Below are 18,723 nucleotides of genomic sequence, written 5' to 3' on the forward strand. Positions count from 1 at the left end.
GTTTGATTATGAAGTTACCGTCAAGATCTAAATCATACATGATTCCGGAATATAGCCTAACCGGAGACCTATTGTCATTTTTAACATGCAATTTGCAGTACAGATATCAGAATAAGGGAACATTGCCTCCTTCAAAACCTGTCCAGAGATGGTTCGGAGAATTTATTCACGGAGTGCTTGAAGAAGCATACATACAATGGAAACAGGAACAGACACAATTCCCATGGGACTGGAAAAGAGATATCAGACCGATTGAAGAGCTAATAGACTTGAGATTGCAGGTCAGAGGACTTTATCCTCACGATGAAGATTTGTTTTTCAGCATATTGAATCAGCCGGACAAGGATTTGACAATTGACGATTTGAATGAGCATGACCACCAGAAATTGGCCAGTGCCAGAGCTGAAAGGGCCATAAACATTTGGGGAAAACATTTATTCCCATTAATTGACTCTTCAGAGCTTTTAATCAAAGGCATTCGTAAAATGCCCGATTACAACGAGCATACAAGCAGATCCAATTATTATGGTATTAATGGAGTTGTTGATGTATTAACCTCTATGAAAATTAATAAAAGCTTAGAACAAAGCACTTTGGATAATTTTAACAATAAAATAATTGAATTCCTTAAAAAGGATTCTGATTTTCAAAAAAGAATTTCAAAATTCAGCGATGGAGATGACTATGAAATAATTATCGACTATAAGGGAATGAAAAGGCCTCCTTTAAAAATGATTGACTCCAAAGCTGAAGACAAATGGGAGACTCATAAACAGCAGATACTAACATATTCATGGCTTAGGTCAAAACAAGAGGATGCAAAGCCAATAGTTGCCGGAATTATTTTCTATTTAAATGAATTGGTTCCATCAAAAGAGGATTTGGTCTTGATTAAAGACGAATTGAACAACAATTTAACTGATGTTGGATATGAATATGAAAATGATGTTAGACTAATTGAAAAATGGCAGGAAGAAGACAAAGCCCCTGAATTAAGCAATGACTTTAAAATTGAGAGATCCATCAGGATAATCAATGTTGATGAAAAAGAACAGGATAATGCTCTTTTAAAGTTCGACAGCGTTGTGGCCAATATTGAGAATTCATTGATTAAAGAAATGAACGGGTGTAAAATACAGGACTCCTGGAAAGCAGATTCCGATGAAAGAACTTGCAGTGCATGCGATTTTAAGACATTCTGTAAAAATAACAGTGTTAAAACAAAAGACTTTAAAATTCCTTAAAACAATATAATATTAGGCGATTGTATGACTAATTTAGAAACAAATAAAAAATATTGTGAAGTTATCGAAAGTAAAATTAAGCTCGATGCAAAACCTGTTGCAATGAAATTAATTAAAACTGAAGATGACTTGCCTGATGGCATCGATTTAATCGACGAAAAAATCAGACACTGTGAAATGGTTAGAAAAGCTTCTTTAGGAGATACATTCTATTCAACTATTGACCAACAAATGTGTTTGGGAGGAGCAGGTGCTATAGGACTTAGAGATATGCCTGAAAAATTAGCTAATGGAGAAAAATATTTCTCATTAGGCAGATTCCAAGATTTAGAAACCGCTAAAAATTTAACCAGCAAACTTTCAATTATCAAAGACATCAGTTGGGGAATCATATATGCTCCATTGGATGAAGCTGATTTTGAAGCAGACGTTATCCAAGTCATAACTGAACCAGTTGGCGGAATGAAACTTGCTCAAAGTATCGTTTACAAAACTGGTGAAAAGATCAACCCATCATTTGCAGGTATCCAATCACTATGTGGAGACGCATTTGCAAATCCATACCTAAGCGAAGGAGTTAATTTCACTTTAGGTTGTGATGGTTCCAGAAAAGCGGCTGATATTAAAGACAATGAAATGACCGTTGGTATTAGTAAAGCTAAAATCGAAGAGGTTATTTCAGGTTTAGAATCAATCTAAAAGCTTTAAATAATCATCATAATGATTAATATTAATTAATTCTTCTTCATTTTTTTCTTTTATTCCATAAAACATATAGCCGTCCGCAAATATTTTCCTTAAAATCGGATTAAGGTTATCATCCTCATTTTCCAAATATTTCATTAAATTTTCACGCGGTGCAACGAAAGGCATCCCCAATCCTTCAGCAGTGTCTAAAAGACCTGTTTTTCTTCTTCTTAAAATTGATATTGTCCTGTAAGGGTCTTGTGAATTCTGACTAACTTCAATCATCCTATTGAATGTTTCTGTTGATACTGTCGGTTGGTCGGCAGTTATGCATAATGCAAATTCAGAATCGGTATTTGACAATCCATTGAAAAGAGATACTGATAAACCTACATCAACAGGATTATTTTCTATGAATTTTACAGAGTCTTTATAATTATCAAAAATTGCTTCTTTAATCTCACTAGAATAATGGCCAAGTACCACAATACAATCATCTACATTTGCAGATAATGCATTATCAATTGTTGTCTCTATAACCGTCTTATTTTTAAAGGGCAAAATAAGTTTATTTTTTAATTCGATGTTTCGAGAAATCTGATCTCTTCTCATTCTGGAGTTCTTTCCAGCGGCTGTAATGATAGTTGAGATTGACATAAAAAAAGTAAAAGAATGATATATTCACTCATTTGGAATATATCTTATAATTTGTGCATAGATACCCATACCAGTACCTTCACCTTCAACCCACATATTTAATTTGACTGGGTAATCGTGGTTATTATATACTAAAATACCTTGTGCCGGATTGTATCCGAACAATACTGCATCTTCATCCCAGCACATACCTACAGGTAAATCAAATCCTTCAGCAGTGACTGCAGCCCTTAAAGCTCTTGCAGGAGGACATACACCGTGTGCTGCACTTCCACCAGGTGCTTGTGCATCATTTGCAGATTCAAAGTATACATAATCTTTACCACTACTAGTGGAGTTAGGTGGGATAACTGTTCCGTTCCATGCTTCGACAAACTGTCTTGCATTTATTTCCCGGGTTCCATCTCCGTATTCAGGGTGGGAACCTAATGAGGTACCATAAACTTCACCAGGTTGTTCAGTATAATTACCGGAATATAACAATATAGGAGAACCAGTTGGATACTCAGCAGCATAATCCACTACATCCTGACCGAATATTTTTGGCACATCAGCTGAACTGATGTCGTTTCTTCCATCAGAAAAATCGGACATTCCTTTTTCAAGTGTAAAAATTGACCCAACAGAAGCATCATAATTATACCAGCTTCTGATTGTCTCATTGTCAAAATATTGACTGGAGAAATTTAAATTCTTAATTTCAGATTCTGGAACTGATTTAATAACAGTTCCATTTTCTACAATATCAACACCGGTTTCAGTTTTATTTAGATATTTGTAGGTATCACTATATCCCCATACATAATTATCAGGTGCTTTTACGGCCAATTTATCGCCTTCGAAAGTTAAAAATCCTGGCCCTTCAACATTAGCCACATGCCCATAGGAATCTATACCCGAACCGGAAATAGATGAAAAGTCCATTGGGACAAAACCTGTCGATAAAGACATCAGAATGCCCTGTAAATCAAGAGCTAATATTTGATGAATTATAGATCCCGGACTAGCTAAAAACGGAAGCTCAATAGGATCTCTTGTTCCTAAAATCGAATCATTTTCAAACATTGATTGACCAATTGGTAGCTGATATTCATCAACAACTGATTGAGCTGTTAATGGAGTACTATTTACAGCACCAAATACCATGAATAGAATGCATAAAAAAATTAATGCAATGAATATTGTTATTGAAAGTTTTCTCCAACTGCGAGTCATTAAATACACCTAAGTAATTATATTATTAATATATTAATTAAACATTATATAAAAATATTATTATCTATCTAGACAATTTCTCAGAGATTAATTTAATTCTTTCTTGAATATCTATAATTGTATCTTGACCATTACCGCCTATTAATATTGCATCTTCATGCGAATACTCTGCAACCAACTCAATAATTTCATCAAGAGTGTTGACAGTAATGATATTTCCCATATAACCCAAGGAATTTAGCCTATAAATTGCAATATCCAATGTATCATCCAAACCTGGGAACAATACAATGACTTCAGGATTATATTTGACGGCAACATCCAAAATATCTAAACGATGCACCTCATTGCGACGAGGGGTTCCAAGAAATATTGCATAAAAATCCTTTTCAGTCAATACAGAAGCTAATGCGTCCGAATTATCAGTTTTTCCAACATAAACTGATGCATTATTGATTTTATAAACGTTTAATCTGCCTTCAACAGCATTAAATTCGGCAAGTGTTGACCTGATAATATCCTTAGGAATCTTTAATTCTCTTGCGATGGCAGTTGCCAAGCCCGCATTGAGCAAATTGAATTTACCGAATAATTTTAATTCATCTTGATATTCAAAATAAGGAATTGTTTTTGAAGCGGATTCTTTGAAATCAGCATTGAAATCTTGATTGAATGCAGTAAATATCTCTTTATTTGAGAAAAATCTTACTAAGGAATCTTTATAGTTTGCAATGGTTTTGTGAACATCCATATGGTCATTGCCGATGTTTGTAAGCCCAATCATGTCAAAATCAAAGCAGTATCTGCAAAAATCAAGGGTCATATCGCATACTTCAACCAATAATATGTCATATTCTCCTTCATTGGCTTCAAGGATTAAATCATAATAGCCTGAAAATCCTCCCCCACCGTTTCCGCCAACTAATACCTTTTTGCCGGCGCTTTCCAAGATTTCCCTTAACATGTGGACAGTAGTGGTCTTGCCGTTTGTTCCTGTTATTCCAATTGTGAAAATATCTTTATGTTTATCTAAAACATCACTTAAAAGAAAACCGTTTTCCAATAATTTTGTTGCAAATGACCCGCCAAACATGCTGGGGCTAATGGCTATTGCATCACACTGTTCAATGGCGTAAGGGTTTGTAAAACCCAAATCCACAGTTATACCGTCACCCACAATTGAAACTGTCTGATTTTCATCAATCATATTCATAGACAACATTGGTAAATTCAAGCCAGATAAATCAACGTTAATATTTAAATCAGTAGCATAAATCTCCCATCCATGGTTTATAAGAGAGTTTAATGCTTTTTTTCCTTCTACACCTAATCCAATAACTGCTGCTTTCATAAAAAATAATTCCTTAAAAAATAATTTATATAAATACTTAATATTTTAAAATTAATAAATATTTTGTAACACAAAAAATTATATATTCTAATTACTATTATATAAAAGCAAGGTGATTAAATGTTTGAAGATGAAAGAGATGACAAAATTTATAATTTAATCATAAGTAACGGCACTGACCTGAAAGGAGAATACAGACAATTTGTTGAAAAGGTTTACTCAAAAACTGATTTTTTATGGAAAGAATCCATTTCATCTTCTTATTCAACAGCCGGCGAAGAATTCTACAAAAAGGTAGATAGAATTATCCTATTATCCGGTCTTTACAAAGATAATAAAGATACCTTCCATGATCTTTTAGAGGCAGCTGAGAAATATAACATACCAATTGTTTTGGTAAGGCCATACGGCGTTGAAGAAGTGCCTGAAATATTGGAAGAAAAGGCCGCAACCATTGTCGGATGGAATGCCAACTGCATAATTGATTCTATCAAAGATTCAATTGATGTAATATAAAAAAAAGGAATTAAATGTAAATTAAACTATTACATTTGAAATTCCATTAACTTTTTCTACTTTTATTAGATTATCGGCAGCATTTTCAAGCTGAGCCTCATGAGTTACGATAATCATTTGTGGCAATAGAGACATTTCCTTTAATAAGTTAATCAATTCATGTTTTCTAGAGTTATCCAAATGAATTGTAGGCTCATCCAACAAAATAGTATCCAATTCGCCATTGGACATGGCTTGAGTAATACCCAACCTTAAAGCCAATGCGATAGCTATTTTTTCACCGCCACTAACCATGCTCATAGATGATTTTCCTTCAGGACCATAAACGGTCACGTCATATTCCTCATCAAGAGTCAAATCAGAATAGTTGAAATTAAATTCGTTGAAGAATTCCTTAGTATATTTCTGGATTAATGGTCTTGAAATATTTCTCAAATCTTTTTGAATACCATTTTTACTATATAAACTTCTAATATGGTTCAATAGGTTGATGTAATCGGAAACATCATTGTATTCTTGTTGGAACTTATCTGCCTTTTCTATTTTTTCAGTCAAGTCTTTAACATATACAATTGTTTCACGAGCCCTACCCTTAATTTCAGAAAGTTCATTATTAAATGTATTATACCTTCTTTCATACATATCGGAACGATAGATTATCTGCTCGTATTTTTCCTCATCATAAACAGATGCATTAATCTTATTTTTGATAATGTCAATCTGATTGATAGACATTCCAATATCCTCTTTAATTGAATCCAATTGAGTTAAATAAGATTGTTTATTTTTAACAAAACCCTTGAGTTGGTTAAATTCCTCATTTTTCTGTTTCAAATCATTTATACGATCTTGAAGCTCTTCTTCACTAATATCACCGCTCAAGTGAGGATCCTGTTCAATGACCCATTTAATGCTGGATACATGATTATCAATTTCATTGTTGATTTGATTTAATTGATATTGAAGCTCGGTTACACTACCCAAAACTTCCAAAGCTCCCTGTGCTTGATTATATAAGTCATAAGATTCTTGACATGACTCTCGTTCAGATTTTTTATTAGCGATTAAAAGTATGATTTCGCCTAATTTGTTGCTAATATATTCTTTAGACTCAAGTTTTTCATCAATTTCATTCAATTTGTATATTTCGCTTTGCAGATGATTGAATTTTTGTTTATATTCAATGATGTTCTTTGACAAGTCAAGCAGAATATCATATTTTTCTTCAAAGCTTTCTTTATTTTTAGTGAGTAAACGTACAGCTTCCTCATTTTCAGATATTAATCGTTTATTTGTTTCAATGTCATTAGAATATTGGTCCACTAACTCTTTTTTCTTATTTTCATCAATGTCTGATTGACATACCGGACATTTGTTATCAATTTCACCCAATTCCTCTAATGGTCTTTCACAAGCCTTGATATTTTGTTTGAATACTACAATATCCTCATTCTTAGATATGATGTCTTTACCTAAATCTTTGATTTTTGTAGAAGTTTCATCAAGGAAATCATTAGTTGCATTTTCAATCTGGGTAAAATTATCAATTCCGGCGACAATATCCTGATCTAAACCATTATCATGCAATTTTTCTTTAGCTCTTGAAAAGAAGTTATCAATATCGTTTCTTTCATCTTCAATTTGTTTTAAGAAATCCTTTTTATCTTTTTCAAGTTTAGCCATTGTTGCCAATTCTTTTTCGAGTGACAGCTTTTGCTCGTCCAATTTAGAAATTTCCTCATCGGAAACCAAAAATTTGTTATAATTCTCTTTATTATCAGCAATGATTTCTTTTTGACGATTAATAGAATCTATCTTTTCATTGATTTCTTTTTCTTTTTCTTTCAAGTTTTGAATGCTTGTTACGGATTTTTCAAAGTCAAGATAAGTATCCAGTTTAGATACATATTTCTCCAATCTTTCGATTTCTTCTTCAGCATTGTTGATCTTATCTAAATCATCTTGAACTGTACGTTTGTCATTTTCCAATTTAGATAAAGTTTTTTCTTCAGAAATCAAATTATTTGATTGGGCTTCATAAATCTCCTTTTCACGTTCCATATTACGTTTGCTTTCAGAAATTTCATCGCGCAACTCATTGACTTCTTCAATATTCTTTTCTAATTCATGACCTCTTTCTTTTAAGGAATTCAATTCATCTTTTTTCTTTTCAAGATTTTCCTTCAATTCATCAGAATTATACAATTTACCCTTAAGTTCTGAGAGTTCATTTTCATAATCAGTAATCAATGGCAATAAATTATTCCAAGCTTTTTCAAGTGAATCTATACCCAATAATTTGCCGATTAGCTTTTTCTTTTCAGCAGGAGTCTTATCAACCAACTCTGATATTTCGCCTTGCCTTATGTAAATTGCATTTAAGAACAAATCAGAGTCAATGTCTAAAATCTGGCGAATTTCATTAGCCACTTCTTTATCTCCGCTGCAGATATGAACATAATCTCCATCAGCTGAAGTTTTCTTATATATTGATGATGTTAAATTAGATTTTTTCTCACGGATAATCTTATATTGCCTGCCATTGGAAGTAAATCCCAATTCAACCAACATTGATTGTGCATTATTCCTAACCAAATCATCGATTTTCTTTCCTGTATGCTGTTTAAATAAGGCAAAACTAATGCCCTCTAAAATTGTGGACTTACCAGCACCATTTTCACCAACAATTACACTAATCCCCTTATCGAATTTAATGATTGTGTTTTCATGAGATTTGAAATTAATTAACTTTAATTTAGTGAAAATCATTTTAAAACCCCTCATTTAATGTTGTTTGAACATCCTCTGATTCCTCTTGAGGTGTTTCATCTCTCTCAATTTCTTCTGTTTTGAATTCTATATCATCATTATTGCTGCTATAATAATCGTTATAAAATTGATTAATTAAGTCTCTTGATTCCTCAATCTTATCCTTTGAGAGGAAATCATACAAATCAACAGCCAGCTGATTAACATCACTGTTTCCATAACCTTCCAATTGTTCAACGATTAACTCTTTAGGACCAACAGAATCATTTTGCTTAAGAATTTCATCAATGCTTTCCTCTCCGGCCATGATAAATTTTGGTCTAATCATCAATGCCAAATCGCTTAGCTCATCATTAATCATTTCATAAACTATATTTGTATCAGATTCCACATTATGAATTTCCAAATCCAAAATAGGTTGTTTATCAAAGTCTTTAATTAATTCTTTGATGCCTGCAATACCGCTGTCCAAGTTATTGTAATCAAGAGATCTCCTAATAAATTCTCGGGGAATATCTATTTTAACTCGTTTGACCAGTGGTTTTGAACCATCAAAGTCGACCAAAACGAAACCCTTTCCGTTTTCCTTATAGTCAGGTATTTCAGTTGTTTTCCAAATTTCGCCTGATCCAGGATAAACTAGCCTTCCTTCACCAAAAGAATCATTGACATATTTATGGATATGTCCAAGCGCATAATAATTAAAGTTATCTGGGATATCTCCAATTTCCAACTCGTATTGGTAACCGAAATACTTGTCAATTCCCTGGTGCAATACTAAAATAGACTTGTCATAGCGTGCCGCCTTTTTAGATAATTCCATTAGCTTAGATTTTAAAACTTTGCTTTGTGATGATGGGAAATATGGGAGGCCCGCAATAAAAATATCACCATGCGTATAATTAGTGTTAATAGGGCTGATTACCTTTAAACCTAATTTTTTAAATATCACTTGTGGAGGAATTGCTCCTTTACGCATTACCATATCATGGTTTCCTGCAATTGCATACATAGGGATTCCTGCACCTTTTAGTCTTAACAATCCTTTTTGGAATACCAAAAGTGCATTTGGAGATGGCCTTGCAGTTTCAAACAAATCTCCACTATGTATTACAAAATCCACTTTTTCTTCAATTATTCTATCTATAACCTTTTCAAATACTTCATAAAAGTCTTTTTCACGTTCAACTAAACCAAATTGACGATAACCTAAATGAGTATCTGCTAAATGTGCAAATTTCATTATATTACCTTTTTAATTTTTTTGTATATAACCAATTTAAACACTTATAACAGTATTTAATTGAATAATATTATATCTGATTGTATATTTAATATTTTTCCAAGAGAGCAATTGAAAACAAATAAAAATTGTTTTAAAAATATAAAAATTCATTATAAAAAAAATAAAATAAAAAAGAGTAAAAAGAATAATAAAAAAAGAACTAATAATCATAGCCCATATCTAAAATATCTTTTTCGGCCTTTTTTAGTTCTTCTTCCTCCTTTTCAATGGAACGGATAAAATGGGAAACTATATCCATATCATCACCATGGCGGCGACCTTTAAACTTGTCAATTTTAACTAATGTTGGTACTCTAGTCATTAAACCCAAAACAATAGCTTCTCCAACATTTAATGAAGGAAGCTGGTTTATTAAATCCTGAGATAGACTTTCACTAGCTGATTGGACATGCCTTTGGTCTTCAGGTTCGACAAGCCTTAGAATAATCATGTTATTCATTTGAGACAATGCATCATGATCAACTGTTTTTGGAGATTGGCTTACCAGACACAATCCCAAACCAAATTTACGCCCTTCTCTTGCAATTCTTTGAATCCACCTTTTGGAATCGGAGTCTCTTTTATTTGGGGCTAAAATATGCGCTTCTTCTAAAATGAAAAATACGGAATTATCCAACAGCTTATCCTTATCTCCATTGTGAGCTGCATCTTTACTTCTTTGAAGTGAATTCCTCAAGATATGACTTACAAGCACATTGGCTACAGATTCATCCACTTGACTCAAGTCCAATACATTTGCCTGCGCTTTTTTAATACTGGATAATATGTTTCCAGCATTGTTATCGAACAGATTAGAATACTTATCCATAGAATCATCAATCTTATTCATTACGTCTACGATTTGCTTGTCTGAACCTTCCTCCCTGGAATCCATTTCCAAAATGTCATAAATGATTTGTAAAAAATTATTGGTATGGGCAACACCATCACTAATCATCTTTTTAGCCTGTTTAAATGCTCTTCTAAAGTGCCTTTCCTGAATAAAGCTGTTTCCACCAATATTGACTAATTTTTTGATTTCATAGAAATTCATGTATTTAGGGTTGATTTTTGGTTTGATTACATTTACATCCCCATTTGGAAACTCGGCATCCTTATATTCCCCATGCATATCAAATACGAATATAGGAATATTATAACCCAATAACTGATCTATTAAGACGGATACTGTATTTGATTTACCTGCACCAGTCATGGCCAAAATTGCAAGATGTCTTGACAGGATAGGGTTAGCATCAACATTAACATCAACATCACTTTGATTTACAAGTGAACCCAGTTTAATTGGATGTTTTACTTTGAATATTTCCTTTAAAATACTTGCATCAGCCAATTTAATCTCAGTACCCGGAACTACGGGTGTTCTTGGCAATTTTAAATCATCGTTAACATCTCCAAGAATCTTTACCTTTCCGCGAATGTAATTGTCTTCAACGCCTATTCTTGATATTTTTTGAATAGCTTTAAAATCATTGATATCCACATTTAAAGCATCGTTTCCACGGATTAAGTTTTCAATCATCCCCAAAACTAGTTTGCCGTCATATTCCATAGTAACATATTCTCCAACTTTAGGCATTTGATTTGAGATGAATGTAACTTCTGTTAATGAGGTTTCCCCAATGCAAATTCCTACTACCATGACATCACTTCCCTGTTTGTTGTTTCATAAATCTTAGCTATCTTCAATAATTCCTTCATATTCCTATCAGTGATAACTACATCATTGTGAGCCTTATTGAGCAAATAAGGGTAACCTTGAACTGATAGGACATTTATTTTTTCAACTATATCCAGAACTTCCTTTTCTGAAGCTCTGTAAGGCAATTCAACCTTCAATACATTTTTGTTATCCTGCAGACGTATGTAAAATACCGTGAAAGTCAACTCTTTAAAGAACTCTTTATGATATGGAAAAGCCGCCTTTTCGAAAACTTTCCTATATTTGATTCTTGAAATTCCTTGCTTTTTGGTAAACTTATCCAAAAATGCTATATCAGGAATATTCCATCCGAACAATTCATTATCTGATGATGTTTTTGAAATTGAAATTATCCTTTCTTTATAATTCAATATTTCCCTTAGAAGAATAATCTTTTCAATTGACGCCAAATGCAGATTAGTCTCCTCCTGTTTATTTGAATTTTCATTTTTCGGCATTTCCAATAACTTCAATGAGTCAATCAAATCAGGAAATACCAATCCAGAGTTTTTCAAGTCAAGTCTTCTTTCAAACTCATTCAATAATGAAGAATCCAAATTATCCCTTAATTTAGAAGGTAGTTTAGCACCTCTTGGAAATGCATTTTGCAAATCTCCTAAAATAGAACCATCTAACATATAATAATCAACATCATAATCCTTAATAGCCCTTAAAGCACATTTAAGTTCATAAATGGCCATATAGTTTCCTAAAAGCTCATCTAAAAAAGAAACGTGAGATATCTCAAAAATATCCGAATCATCTATCTTTTTGATTTTGCCATCGTAGATTATGGATTCCGCACCAACTGCACAAAAGTTAATTGTCAAGAACTTCTTTTTGTTGAAGCTTCCGTCACCTGCAGCGATAGAGAAATCATCAGCACTTTCGTTAATTGCTCTACTAAACCAGTTAAATTCAAGCTGAGATTCAATATTGGTCTGTGAATCTAAATCTTGGATAAATCCTCTTTTAGCGATGGCCTTTTCATATAATGAATTTAACATAATATCACACTCAATAATTATGTTAAGATATAATAAAAAAAAGAATGGTGAGAGCAGTTGAAAACTACTCCATTGAAGCTTTTTTGATAGCTCCGGTTAATTCTTGAATTTTAGCTTTTACATCATCAACTTCTTCAACAACAGTACCTGTTACAACAATGTCCGCTCCAGCTTTAGCTGCAATGTAAGCCGCTTTAGCATCACGGATTCCACCACCGACAACTAAAATAATATTTTGAGCAGCTTTTCTTGTGTAACCAATCATTTCTGGCGGAATAGGTTGATCTGCACCAGAACCTGCTTCAATATAGAAGAATTTGAATCCGAACATTTCATGAGACATTGCATAAATTGCTGGGATTTTTGGCTTGTTTCTTGGAACTAACTTTGCATCTCCAACCCAACCAACAGTTCCACCAGGTTCTGCTACCATATAAGCCATTGGTAAAATTTCAATGCCTGATGCCTTAACTGATGGTGCTGCGAGAGCTTGTGCGCCGTTAATCCAGTATGGATTAGTAGAATTAATGTAGCTCATGTAGAAAATTCCATCCGCATATGTGCTTACACTACTAGTATTTCCAGGGAAAATAATAATAGGTACTGCAATATTTTCAGATAAAATTTTACAGGTATTATCCAAATCTTCACCGTTTATGGTTGATCCTCCAATCATTATTCCGTCAGTTCCGCCTTCAATAGCTTGAGTAGCTATATCCAATGCTTCTTCAGGTGTTTGCTCATCAGGATCAATTAAGGTAAAATGAATGCTTCTAGTTTTTAAAATATCCCTAATATAATTTTCAACATCTTTCATAAAATAAGATTTAGTGAAAATAATATATTAAATTAATTGTTTTAAAAAATAGATGCATATAAAAAAAGTGTGAAAATAAAAAAATAGTAAGTAAGAGAATAAATCTATCCTCTTGGTTCTTTAGCTTTGTATCTTAAACCTTTGTAACCGCATTTTCTGCAAGTAGTAGCACCAGCAGGGTTACGAGCATTACATTTTAAGCAGATTTTTACATTGAACATTCTGTTTTCTGCTTCTTCGAATCTTGCCATTAATAACTCCTCCTTGTAATCATGAAAATTAATAATAATAAAGTGTTATGAAATTAAAAACAACATTTCAGTTTTCATAACTATTAATAAATTATTTTAACTTAATAGTATTTAAATGTTTAGTAAAATAGACCTAAATCTAGGAAAATTCCACTAATAAAAAAATAATTGAAATAGGATATCCCTATTCCTCCTCTGAATCAATGCCATTTTGTGACAGGAATTCATTCTGAATCTGCACCACTTCAGCACTTGTATCCGCTTCACTATAACTTTCCAACAAGTCATGATTCAATTCCAAAAATGTATGCCCCCATTTAAAACCGTCCATAAGTTGGCGGGCCTCATCCTTAAAACGGGTAATGTATAATGTAGCCGAAATTGCTTCAACAGTGGATAATATGCAAGGTTTTCCATAATTAACAGGATTTGTGGCTATTAAAAATGGAAGGGATCTATGGTATTTTGACAAGGAGAAGAATTTCTTTGATTTGTTAACGTCATTCCATGAACAGTCAAGACCAACGATTCCTCTTCTGTGAACATACCTATAGTCCTCATAGGATACAGCCTTTTCAGCATATGGATTTAGAACAATTGCGCCGCTGGGAATCTTGTTGATGTTGTAAACCAGCCTGCATTTGCCCATTTTTTCCATTTTAATGGAAGTGCATTTTTTTCTATCGCACTCATCTGCATGAAAAACTGTAATCTTCATTTATTGAGCTCCACTTAAAGCTGAAACGTTTCCTGCCTTATATTGGCGAATCAAGTTTATTTGTTCGTTGAATTGTTCTTTTGTAAGACCAAACTCTTCATTGATAGCCGGAACATTCTTGCTTTCTTTTAAGGTTATGCTTTTAAGCAACGGTTCCATATACTTGATGTAACCTTCGCCGTAAGTATTTAAAGTAGTATTTATATCTGATTTATCTCCAATAATCATGTAAACCAAATAACCCTGCTTTTCCTTTTGACATTCTGCAATGATAATATTCATGGTTTCATTTGAAACTGCAGAAGTGTTATTCAATGTTGGAGCTGCTTGGGTAAAGTAGATGTTCCAATCATTTCCGTTAAAGTTTCTCACATCCGGATTTGTAACACCCTGAAGCTCATAGATTTCCATCAATGCGGAGGAATTATCGACAGTAGAAATGTTATAAACAACATTATGCTGCTTATCTTCATAGGAATGCATGAATTTTTGAGTGCCGTTTGCAAGAGTTACATTTCCAGCGAAAGTTCCTTCCATAAACTCTGTTTTGAATGGAGTAGTTACTGAATTATCTCCATTCAATATTCCAGTAGCAAAAATAACGCCGACTGCAATGACGGCTATGATTGCAACTGCTATCAATATAATATTTTTATTTTCCATTAAGAAAACTCCTTAATTTTAATAATTTATTTTTAGTTAAAAGTATTTAATATAATTTTAGTTAATTACAAAAGTATTTTAATAAATAACAACAAAATTAATTTAAAAGAAATAATAAGGTCAATTTATGAATAAAAGACAATATAAAATCTTGCTTGTGATATTAATTGCAATTGTATTATTTAACACAGCAGTGATTTTACACTCAATTATTGATGCCCCGGAGAATTCGTATTCCGTTACCACTGTCGGACAAAATGCAAATGGTACAGTTTATAAGATTGTTGCAGGAAATACCTCTTCAAACGAGACTGTCGGAATAATTTTGGGAGTTCACCCAAGAGAACACGAAATTCATAATGCAATTAACAATACCATACACAATATTACTTCTGAAAATGGGGATCATAATTTAACTAAAAAATATGTAATCTATTTCGTTAAAACAAAAGATAATTTAACTTCACGTGCAGATACCCGACCTGCAGGCGAGGAATTGGCAAATAAATTTGTTGTACCTAATATTGTTAAAGATAAACCATTCCTTGTAATCGATGTTCACGAGATAAATCCGGATTATGAATATTCAAACTTCATATTCCCTCTTTCTCAAAGAAACGATAAAATCAATTCCTACATTACAGCTTTATCTGATGAGGTAGGCCTTGTTGACTTTAAGTTTGATGAAGGAACAAGCCCTCAAAAAGTTACAAAGCCAATAGCTAAAAAAGGAATCAATACGTTACTTATGGAAACATCCATTACAGATTCTGCTGAACAAAAAAATCAAACTGCATTAAATTTAATTAGATGTCTAGATAAATTACAACCTTAACATGTGATATTATGGATAAAATTCGTGGAATTTTAATTGGAAGAATGCAGCCAGTCCACAATGGACATATGCAGGTAATAAAAAGAATATTAGATGAGGTAGATGAAATCATTATTGGTATCGGTAGTGCCCAGTTAAGCCATGAATTAAAGGATCCTTTCACAGCAGGTGAAAGGATTGTTATGATGAGCCAGGCATTATGCGAAGCGGGTGTCGATTCATCCAGATATTACATAATACCAATGCAGGACATTAATTTTAATGCCATTTGGGTTTCTCATGTTAAAATGTTGACTCCACCTTTTTCCATCGTTTATTCAGGAAATTCATTAGTAAAACAGTTGTTTTCAGAAGAGGGTTATGAAGTTAGACAGCCTCCACTTTATGATAGGTTGCATTTATCCGGAACAGAGGTTAGAAAAAGAATTTTAGAGGATTCTAACTGGCAGGAATTAGTTCCAGAAGCAACTGTTAATTTGATTAATGAAATTGATGGAATAGAAAGATTGAAAAATTTGTCCATTAAGGAAATCAGTGACATATAACAATAGTTATTTATACATGAAATATAATATTAAATTGGAGAGATAAACATGACTGTCAGAGTTATTGAATCAAATGAAGATAAAGTTACAATGGCTGATTTAATCGTCGAATTAAAACAAAGTACTAAAATTGATTATTCAGGAGCTATTTTTACTTTTGAAGGCATTGTCAGAGGAAAAGAAGAAAATATGAACTTGGAAAAGTTGATCTTAACCACTCCTGATAAAGAAAAAACACAAAAAGAAATTGAAAAAATAGTTGACAATGCAAAAATTAAATACAATGTTCATGAAATATCCGTTATCCACTACATCGGTGAATTCGACAAAGGAGATATGTTATTTTTAGTTGCGGTTTTAGGCAATCACAGGGGAGAAACCCTCGAAGCTTTAAAAGAAGTTATTGAAACCGTAAAATACGAAGTAGAATTTAAAAAAGAAGAAATTTCAAATGAAGGTACAAAAACAATCTTAGCAGGTGGTTAAAAATGATTTTTCATATAATAAGATTAATAATATTATTCTTGATAATCTATGCTGTTATTAAAAACTTAAAAACATTATTAAAAGCAGGAATAATTATATTTGTTATTTTAATATTATTAGGATTATTGGGATATTAAATCCCAAAATTACCTAAATTTATTTTCCGATGATTACTTCAGTAGATTTAATGATAGCTGCTACATCATCGCCTTCTTTTAAACCTAATTTTTCAGCAGACTCTTTGGTAATAACTGCAGTAATAACATTAGGTTCGGTTACTTCGATTTTAATGTTAGCCATTACAGCACCAAGATCGACATTTGTAATTTTACCATTTAATTGATTTCTTGCACTAATTTCCATTCTATAATCCTCCTTAATATTAAATTTATTTTCCGAGGATTACTTCAGTAGATTTAATGATAGCTGCTACATCATCACCTTCTTTGAGGCCTAATTTTTCAGCAGACTCTTTGGTAATAACTGCAGTAATAACATTAGGTTCGGTTACTTCGATTTTAATGTTAGCCATTACAGCACCAAAATCGACATTTGTAATTTTACCATTTAATTGATTTCTTGCACTAATTTCCATTCTATAATCCTCCTTAATATTAAATTTATTTTCCGATGATTACTTCAGTAGATTTAATGATAGCTGCTACATCATCACCTTCTTTGAGGCCTAATTTTTCAGCAGACTCTTTGGTAATAACTGCAGTAATAACATTAGGTTCGGATATTTCGATTTTAATGTTAGCCATTACAGCACCGAGTTCGACATTTGTAATTTTACCATTTAATTGATTTCTTGCACTGAGTTGCATTTTTTTTCACATCCTTTGTAATACTATATTATATTGTTTAATATTTAACTATTTTCCTATAATTACTTCAGTTGATTTGATGATTGCACATACATCATCGCCTTCAGACAAACCTAATTTCTCTACAGACTCTTTAGTAATAACTGCAGTGATAACATCAGGTTCTGATATTTCAATTTTAATGTTAGCCATTACAGCACCAAGTTCAACATTTGTAATTTTTCCATTTAATTGATTTCTTGCACTAAGTTTCATAATTTCACATCAATATATTTTCGACATCATAATATTGCATCGAATTGTATATAAATGTTTCGTTTTTTATGAAAATAAACCTTTTGAAAACGATTACAGAAAATGCTTCATATCGACATAAAAAAATAAGAAATTAAATTTTAAAATAATTTTAATAAATTATTTTATACTATAAACAAATAATAAATGAATATATTAAAAAATAATATTATATAATATTTAAAATAAAAATATAATAAATTATATAAATTTATAACTAATTTTATCGAAATTCATATTGTTTCAACATTCTGAATATTTGAGGAATTAGAAAATTTTATTAAAAAACAAATCGAAAATAAATATTATGAAAATCGAAATGGAATCAATTGGTACAATACATACCGAATTTACAGAAATCGAAGGAATGCCAATTCAGCCAACCGGGGCAAAAGGGATTAAAGGAACAATAGAAATTAAAGACAAATACATTGATGGTTTAAAAGACCTTCAAGGATTCTCACATATTCATTTAATATATCTGCTTCATAAAGTCGAAGGATACATGCTTGAAGTTAAGCCGTTCATGGACAATGACACTCACGGAGTGTTTGCAACAAGATCACCGAAAAGACCAAATCGCATTGGAATGAGCGTTGTTAAAGTAATTAAAGTTGAAGGAAATACTGTACATGTTGAAAACGTGGATATCCTTGACGGAACACCACTTTTAGACATAAAACCATACGTTCCCCAATTATACGAAGATACAATTGATGAGTTAAGTATAGGATGGTTTGAAACAAAACATCAAAAGGCAAAGTCACAAAAAGCGGATGACAGGTTCAAATAACTTATTTAAATTATTCAAAAACAAAAAAAAAGAAAGTTTA

The 18,723-nt window shown here is 32.2% G+C and carries 22 protein-coding genes; 7 read left to right on the forward strand and 15 right to left on the reverse strand.

From position 1 onward, the window contains the following. Positions 1-8: 8 nt before the first annotated feature. The gene (locus TL18_RS05585) at positions 9-1,244 is read left to right on the forward strand and encodes a PD-(D/E)XK nuclease family protein (protein WP_067042619.1); all 1,236 of its coding nucleotides are present in this window, start codon (positions 9-11) and stop codon (positions 1,242-1,244) included. Positions 1,245-1,268: 24 nt separating this feature from the next. Further along, entirely contained in the window at positions 1,269-1,943 is a 675-nt protein-coding gene (locus TL18_RS05590; RefSeq protein WP_067042622.1) for a DUF169 domain-containing protein, read from the forward strand. Here the strand turns inward: TL18_RS05590 and TL18_RS05595 are convergent. The 3 genes from TL18_RS05595 to TL18_RS05605 form a co-directional block, all read right to left on the reverse strand. Next, positions 1,935-2,588: an NTP transferase domain-containing protein gene (locus TL18_RS05595; protein ID WP_067042626.1), complete on the reverse strand. Its 654-nt coding sequence runs from the start codon at positions 2,586-2,588 to the stop codon at positions 1,935-1,937. The two genes, TL18_RS05590 and TL18_RS05595, sit on opposite strands and share 9 nt — an antisense overlap. 24 nt (positions 2,589-2,612) lie before the next feature. Next, positions 2,613-3,803, reverse strand: a complete 1,191-nt coding sequence (locus tag TL18_RS05600; RefSeq protein ID WP_067042629.1) for a hypothetical protein — start codon at positions 3,801-3,803, stop codon at positions 2,613-2,615. Positions 3,804-3,867: 64 nt separating this feature from the next. After that, on the reverse strand, positions 3,868-5,154 hold the full coding sequence (locus TL18_RS05605; RefSeq protein ID WP_067042633.1) for a Mur ligase family protein: 1,287 nt from the start codon (positions 5,152-5,154) through the stop codon (positions 3,868-3,870). 120 nt (positions 5,155-5,274) lie between these two features. Between TL18_RS05605 and TL18_RS05610 the strand changes: the two genes are divergently transcribed. Then, positions 5,275-5,670: a nuclease gene (locus TL18_RS05610; RefSeq protein WP_067042635.1), complete on the forward strand. Its 396-nt coding sequence runs from the start codon at positions 5,275-5,277 to the stop codon at positions 5,668-5,670. Between the two features lie 21 nt (positions 5,671-5,691). Here the strand turns inward: TL18_RS05610 and TL18_RS05615 are convergent, their stop codons facing one another. From TL18_RS05615 to TL18_RS05650, 8 genes are all read right to left on the reverse strand, one after another. After that, complete coding sequence (locus tag TL18_RS05615; protein WP_067042638.1) at positions 5,692-8,439, reverse strand: AAA family ATPase; 2,748 nt, start codon at positions 8,437-8,439, stop codon at positions 5,692-5,694. A 1-nt stretch (position 8,440) separates the two neighbouring features. Then, positions 8,441-9,682, reverse strand: coding sequence for a DNA repair exonuclease (locus tag TL18_RS05620; protein ID WP_067042641.1), 1,242 nt, complete (start codon positions 9,680-9,682; stop codon positions 8,441-8,443). 202 nt (positions 9,683-9,884) lie between these two features. Beyond that, positions 9,885-11,387, reverse strand: coding sequence for an ATP-binding protein (locus TL18_RS05625; protein WP_067042644.1), 1,503 nt, complete (start codon positions 11,385-11,387; stop codon positions 9,885-9,887). Beyond that, complete coding sequence (locus tag TL18_RS05630) at positions 11,381-12,454, reverse strand: DNA double-strand break repair nuclease NurA (RefSeq protein ID WP_067042647.1); 1,074 nt, start codon at positions 12,452-12,454, stop codon at positions 11,381-11,383. The genes TL18_RS05625 and TL18_RS05630 overlap by 7 nt, the downstream gene beginning before the upstream one ends. Positions 12,455-12,518: 64 nt before the next feature. Further along, positions 12,519-13,271: a geranylgeranylglyceryl/heptaprenylglyceryl phosphate synthase gene (locus tag TL18_RS05635; protein WP_067042650.1), complete on the reverse strand. Its 753-nt coding sequence runs from the start codon at positions 13,269-13,271 to the stop codon at positions 12,519-12,521. Positions 13,272-13,375: 104 nt separating this feature from the next. Continuing rightward, a complete protein-coding gene (locus tag TL18_RS05640; protein ID WP_067042653.1) occupies positions 13,376-13,522 on the reverse strand; it encodes a 50S ribosomal protein L40e in 147 nt (48 codons plus the stop codon). A gap of 184 nt (positions 13,523-13,706) precedes the next feature. Then, a complete protein-coding gene (locus tag TL18_RS05645; protein ID WP_067042656.1) occupies positions 13,707-14,240 on the reverse strand; it encodes a DUF367 family protein in 534 nt (177 codons plus the stop codon). After that, a complete protein-coding gene (locus tag TL18_RS05650; RefSeq protein WP_067042659.1) occupies positions 14,241-14,903 on the reverse strand; it encodes a hypothetical protein in 663 nt (220 codons plus the stop codon). A gap of 127 nt (positions 14,904-15,030) precedes the next feature. Here TL18_RS05650 and TL18_RS05655 point away from each other — a divergent pair, with 127 nt between their 5' ends. Genes TL18_RS05655 through TL18_RS05665 form a run of 3 tightly spaced genes read left to right on the forward strand, consistent with a single transcriptional unit; the run spans position 15,031 to position 16,769 of the window. Next, positions 15,031-15,738 (forward strand): hypothetical protein, encoded by a 708-nt coding sequence (locus tag TL18_RS05655; protein ID WP_067042663.1) that lies wholly within the window; start codon positions 15,031-15,033, stop codon positions 15,736-15,738. Positions 15,739-15,749: 11 nt separating this feature from the next. Then, a complete protein-coding gene (locus tag TL18_RS05660) occupies positions 15,750-16,283 on the forward strand; it encodes a nicotinamide-nucleotide adenylyltransferase (protein ID WP_067042666.1) in 534 nt (177 codons plus the stop codon). Between the two features lie 48 nt (positions 16,284-16,331). Continuing rightward, entirely contained in the window at positions 16,332-16,769 is a 438-nt protein-coding gene (locus TL18_RS05665) for a molybdenum cofactor biosynthesis protein MoaE (RefSeq protein ID WP_067042669.1), read from the forward strand. Positions 16,770-16,925: 156 nt separating this feature from the next. On the opposite strand, the gene TL18_RS05670 is transcribed toward TL18_RS05665, so the two are convergent. From TL18_RS05670 to TL18_RS05685, 4 genes are read right to left on the reverse strand one after another with little or no spacing between them, the layout of a single operon-like run. Beyond that, positions 16,926-17,132: a molybdopterin-binding protein gene (locus TL18_RS05670; protein WP_067042672.1), complete on the reverse strand. Its 207-nt coding sequence runs from the start codon at positions 17,130-17,132 to the stop codon at positions 16,926-16,928. Positions 17,133-17,157: 25 nt separating this feature from the next. After that, entirely contained in the window at positions 17,158-17,364 is a 207-nt protein-coding gene (locus TL18_RS05675; protein ID WP_067042675.1) for a molybdopterin-binding protein, read from the reverse strand. 25 nt (positions 17,365-17,389) lie between these two features. Continuing rightward, entirely contained in the window at positions 17,390-17,596 is a 207-nt protein-coding gene (locus TL18_RS05680; RefSeq protein ID WP_067042678.1) for a molybdopterin-binding protein, read from the reverse strand. A gap of 48 nt (positions 17,597-17,644) precedes the next feature. Next, positions 17,645-17,851 carry a molybdopterin-binding protein gene (locus tag TL18_RS05685; RefSeq protein ID WP_067042681.1) on the reverse strand — a complete coding sequence of 69 codons (207 nt, stop codon included), beginning with the start codon at positions 17,849-17,851 and terminating at the stop codon, positions 17,645-17,647. A gap of 346 nt (positions 17,852-18,197) precedes the next feature. On the opposite strand from TL18_RS05685, the gene tsaA reads away from it, so the two are divergent. Continuing rightward, entirely contained in the window at positions 18,198-18,683 is a 486-nt protein-coding gene (gene tsaA / locus TL18_RS05690) for a tRNA (N6-threonylcarbamoyladenosine(37)-N6)-methyltransferase TrmO (RefSeq protein WP_067042684.1), read from the forward strand. Positions 18,684-18,723 lie beyond the last annotated feature (40 nt).

The organism is Methanobrevibacter sp. YE315 (assembly GCF_001548675.1).
GTDB lineage: Archaea > Methanobacteriota > Methanobacteria > Methanobacteriales > Methanobacteriaceae > Methanocatella.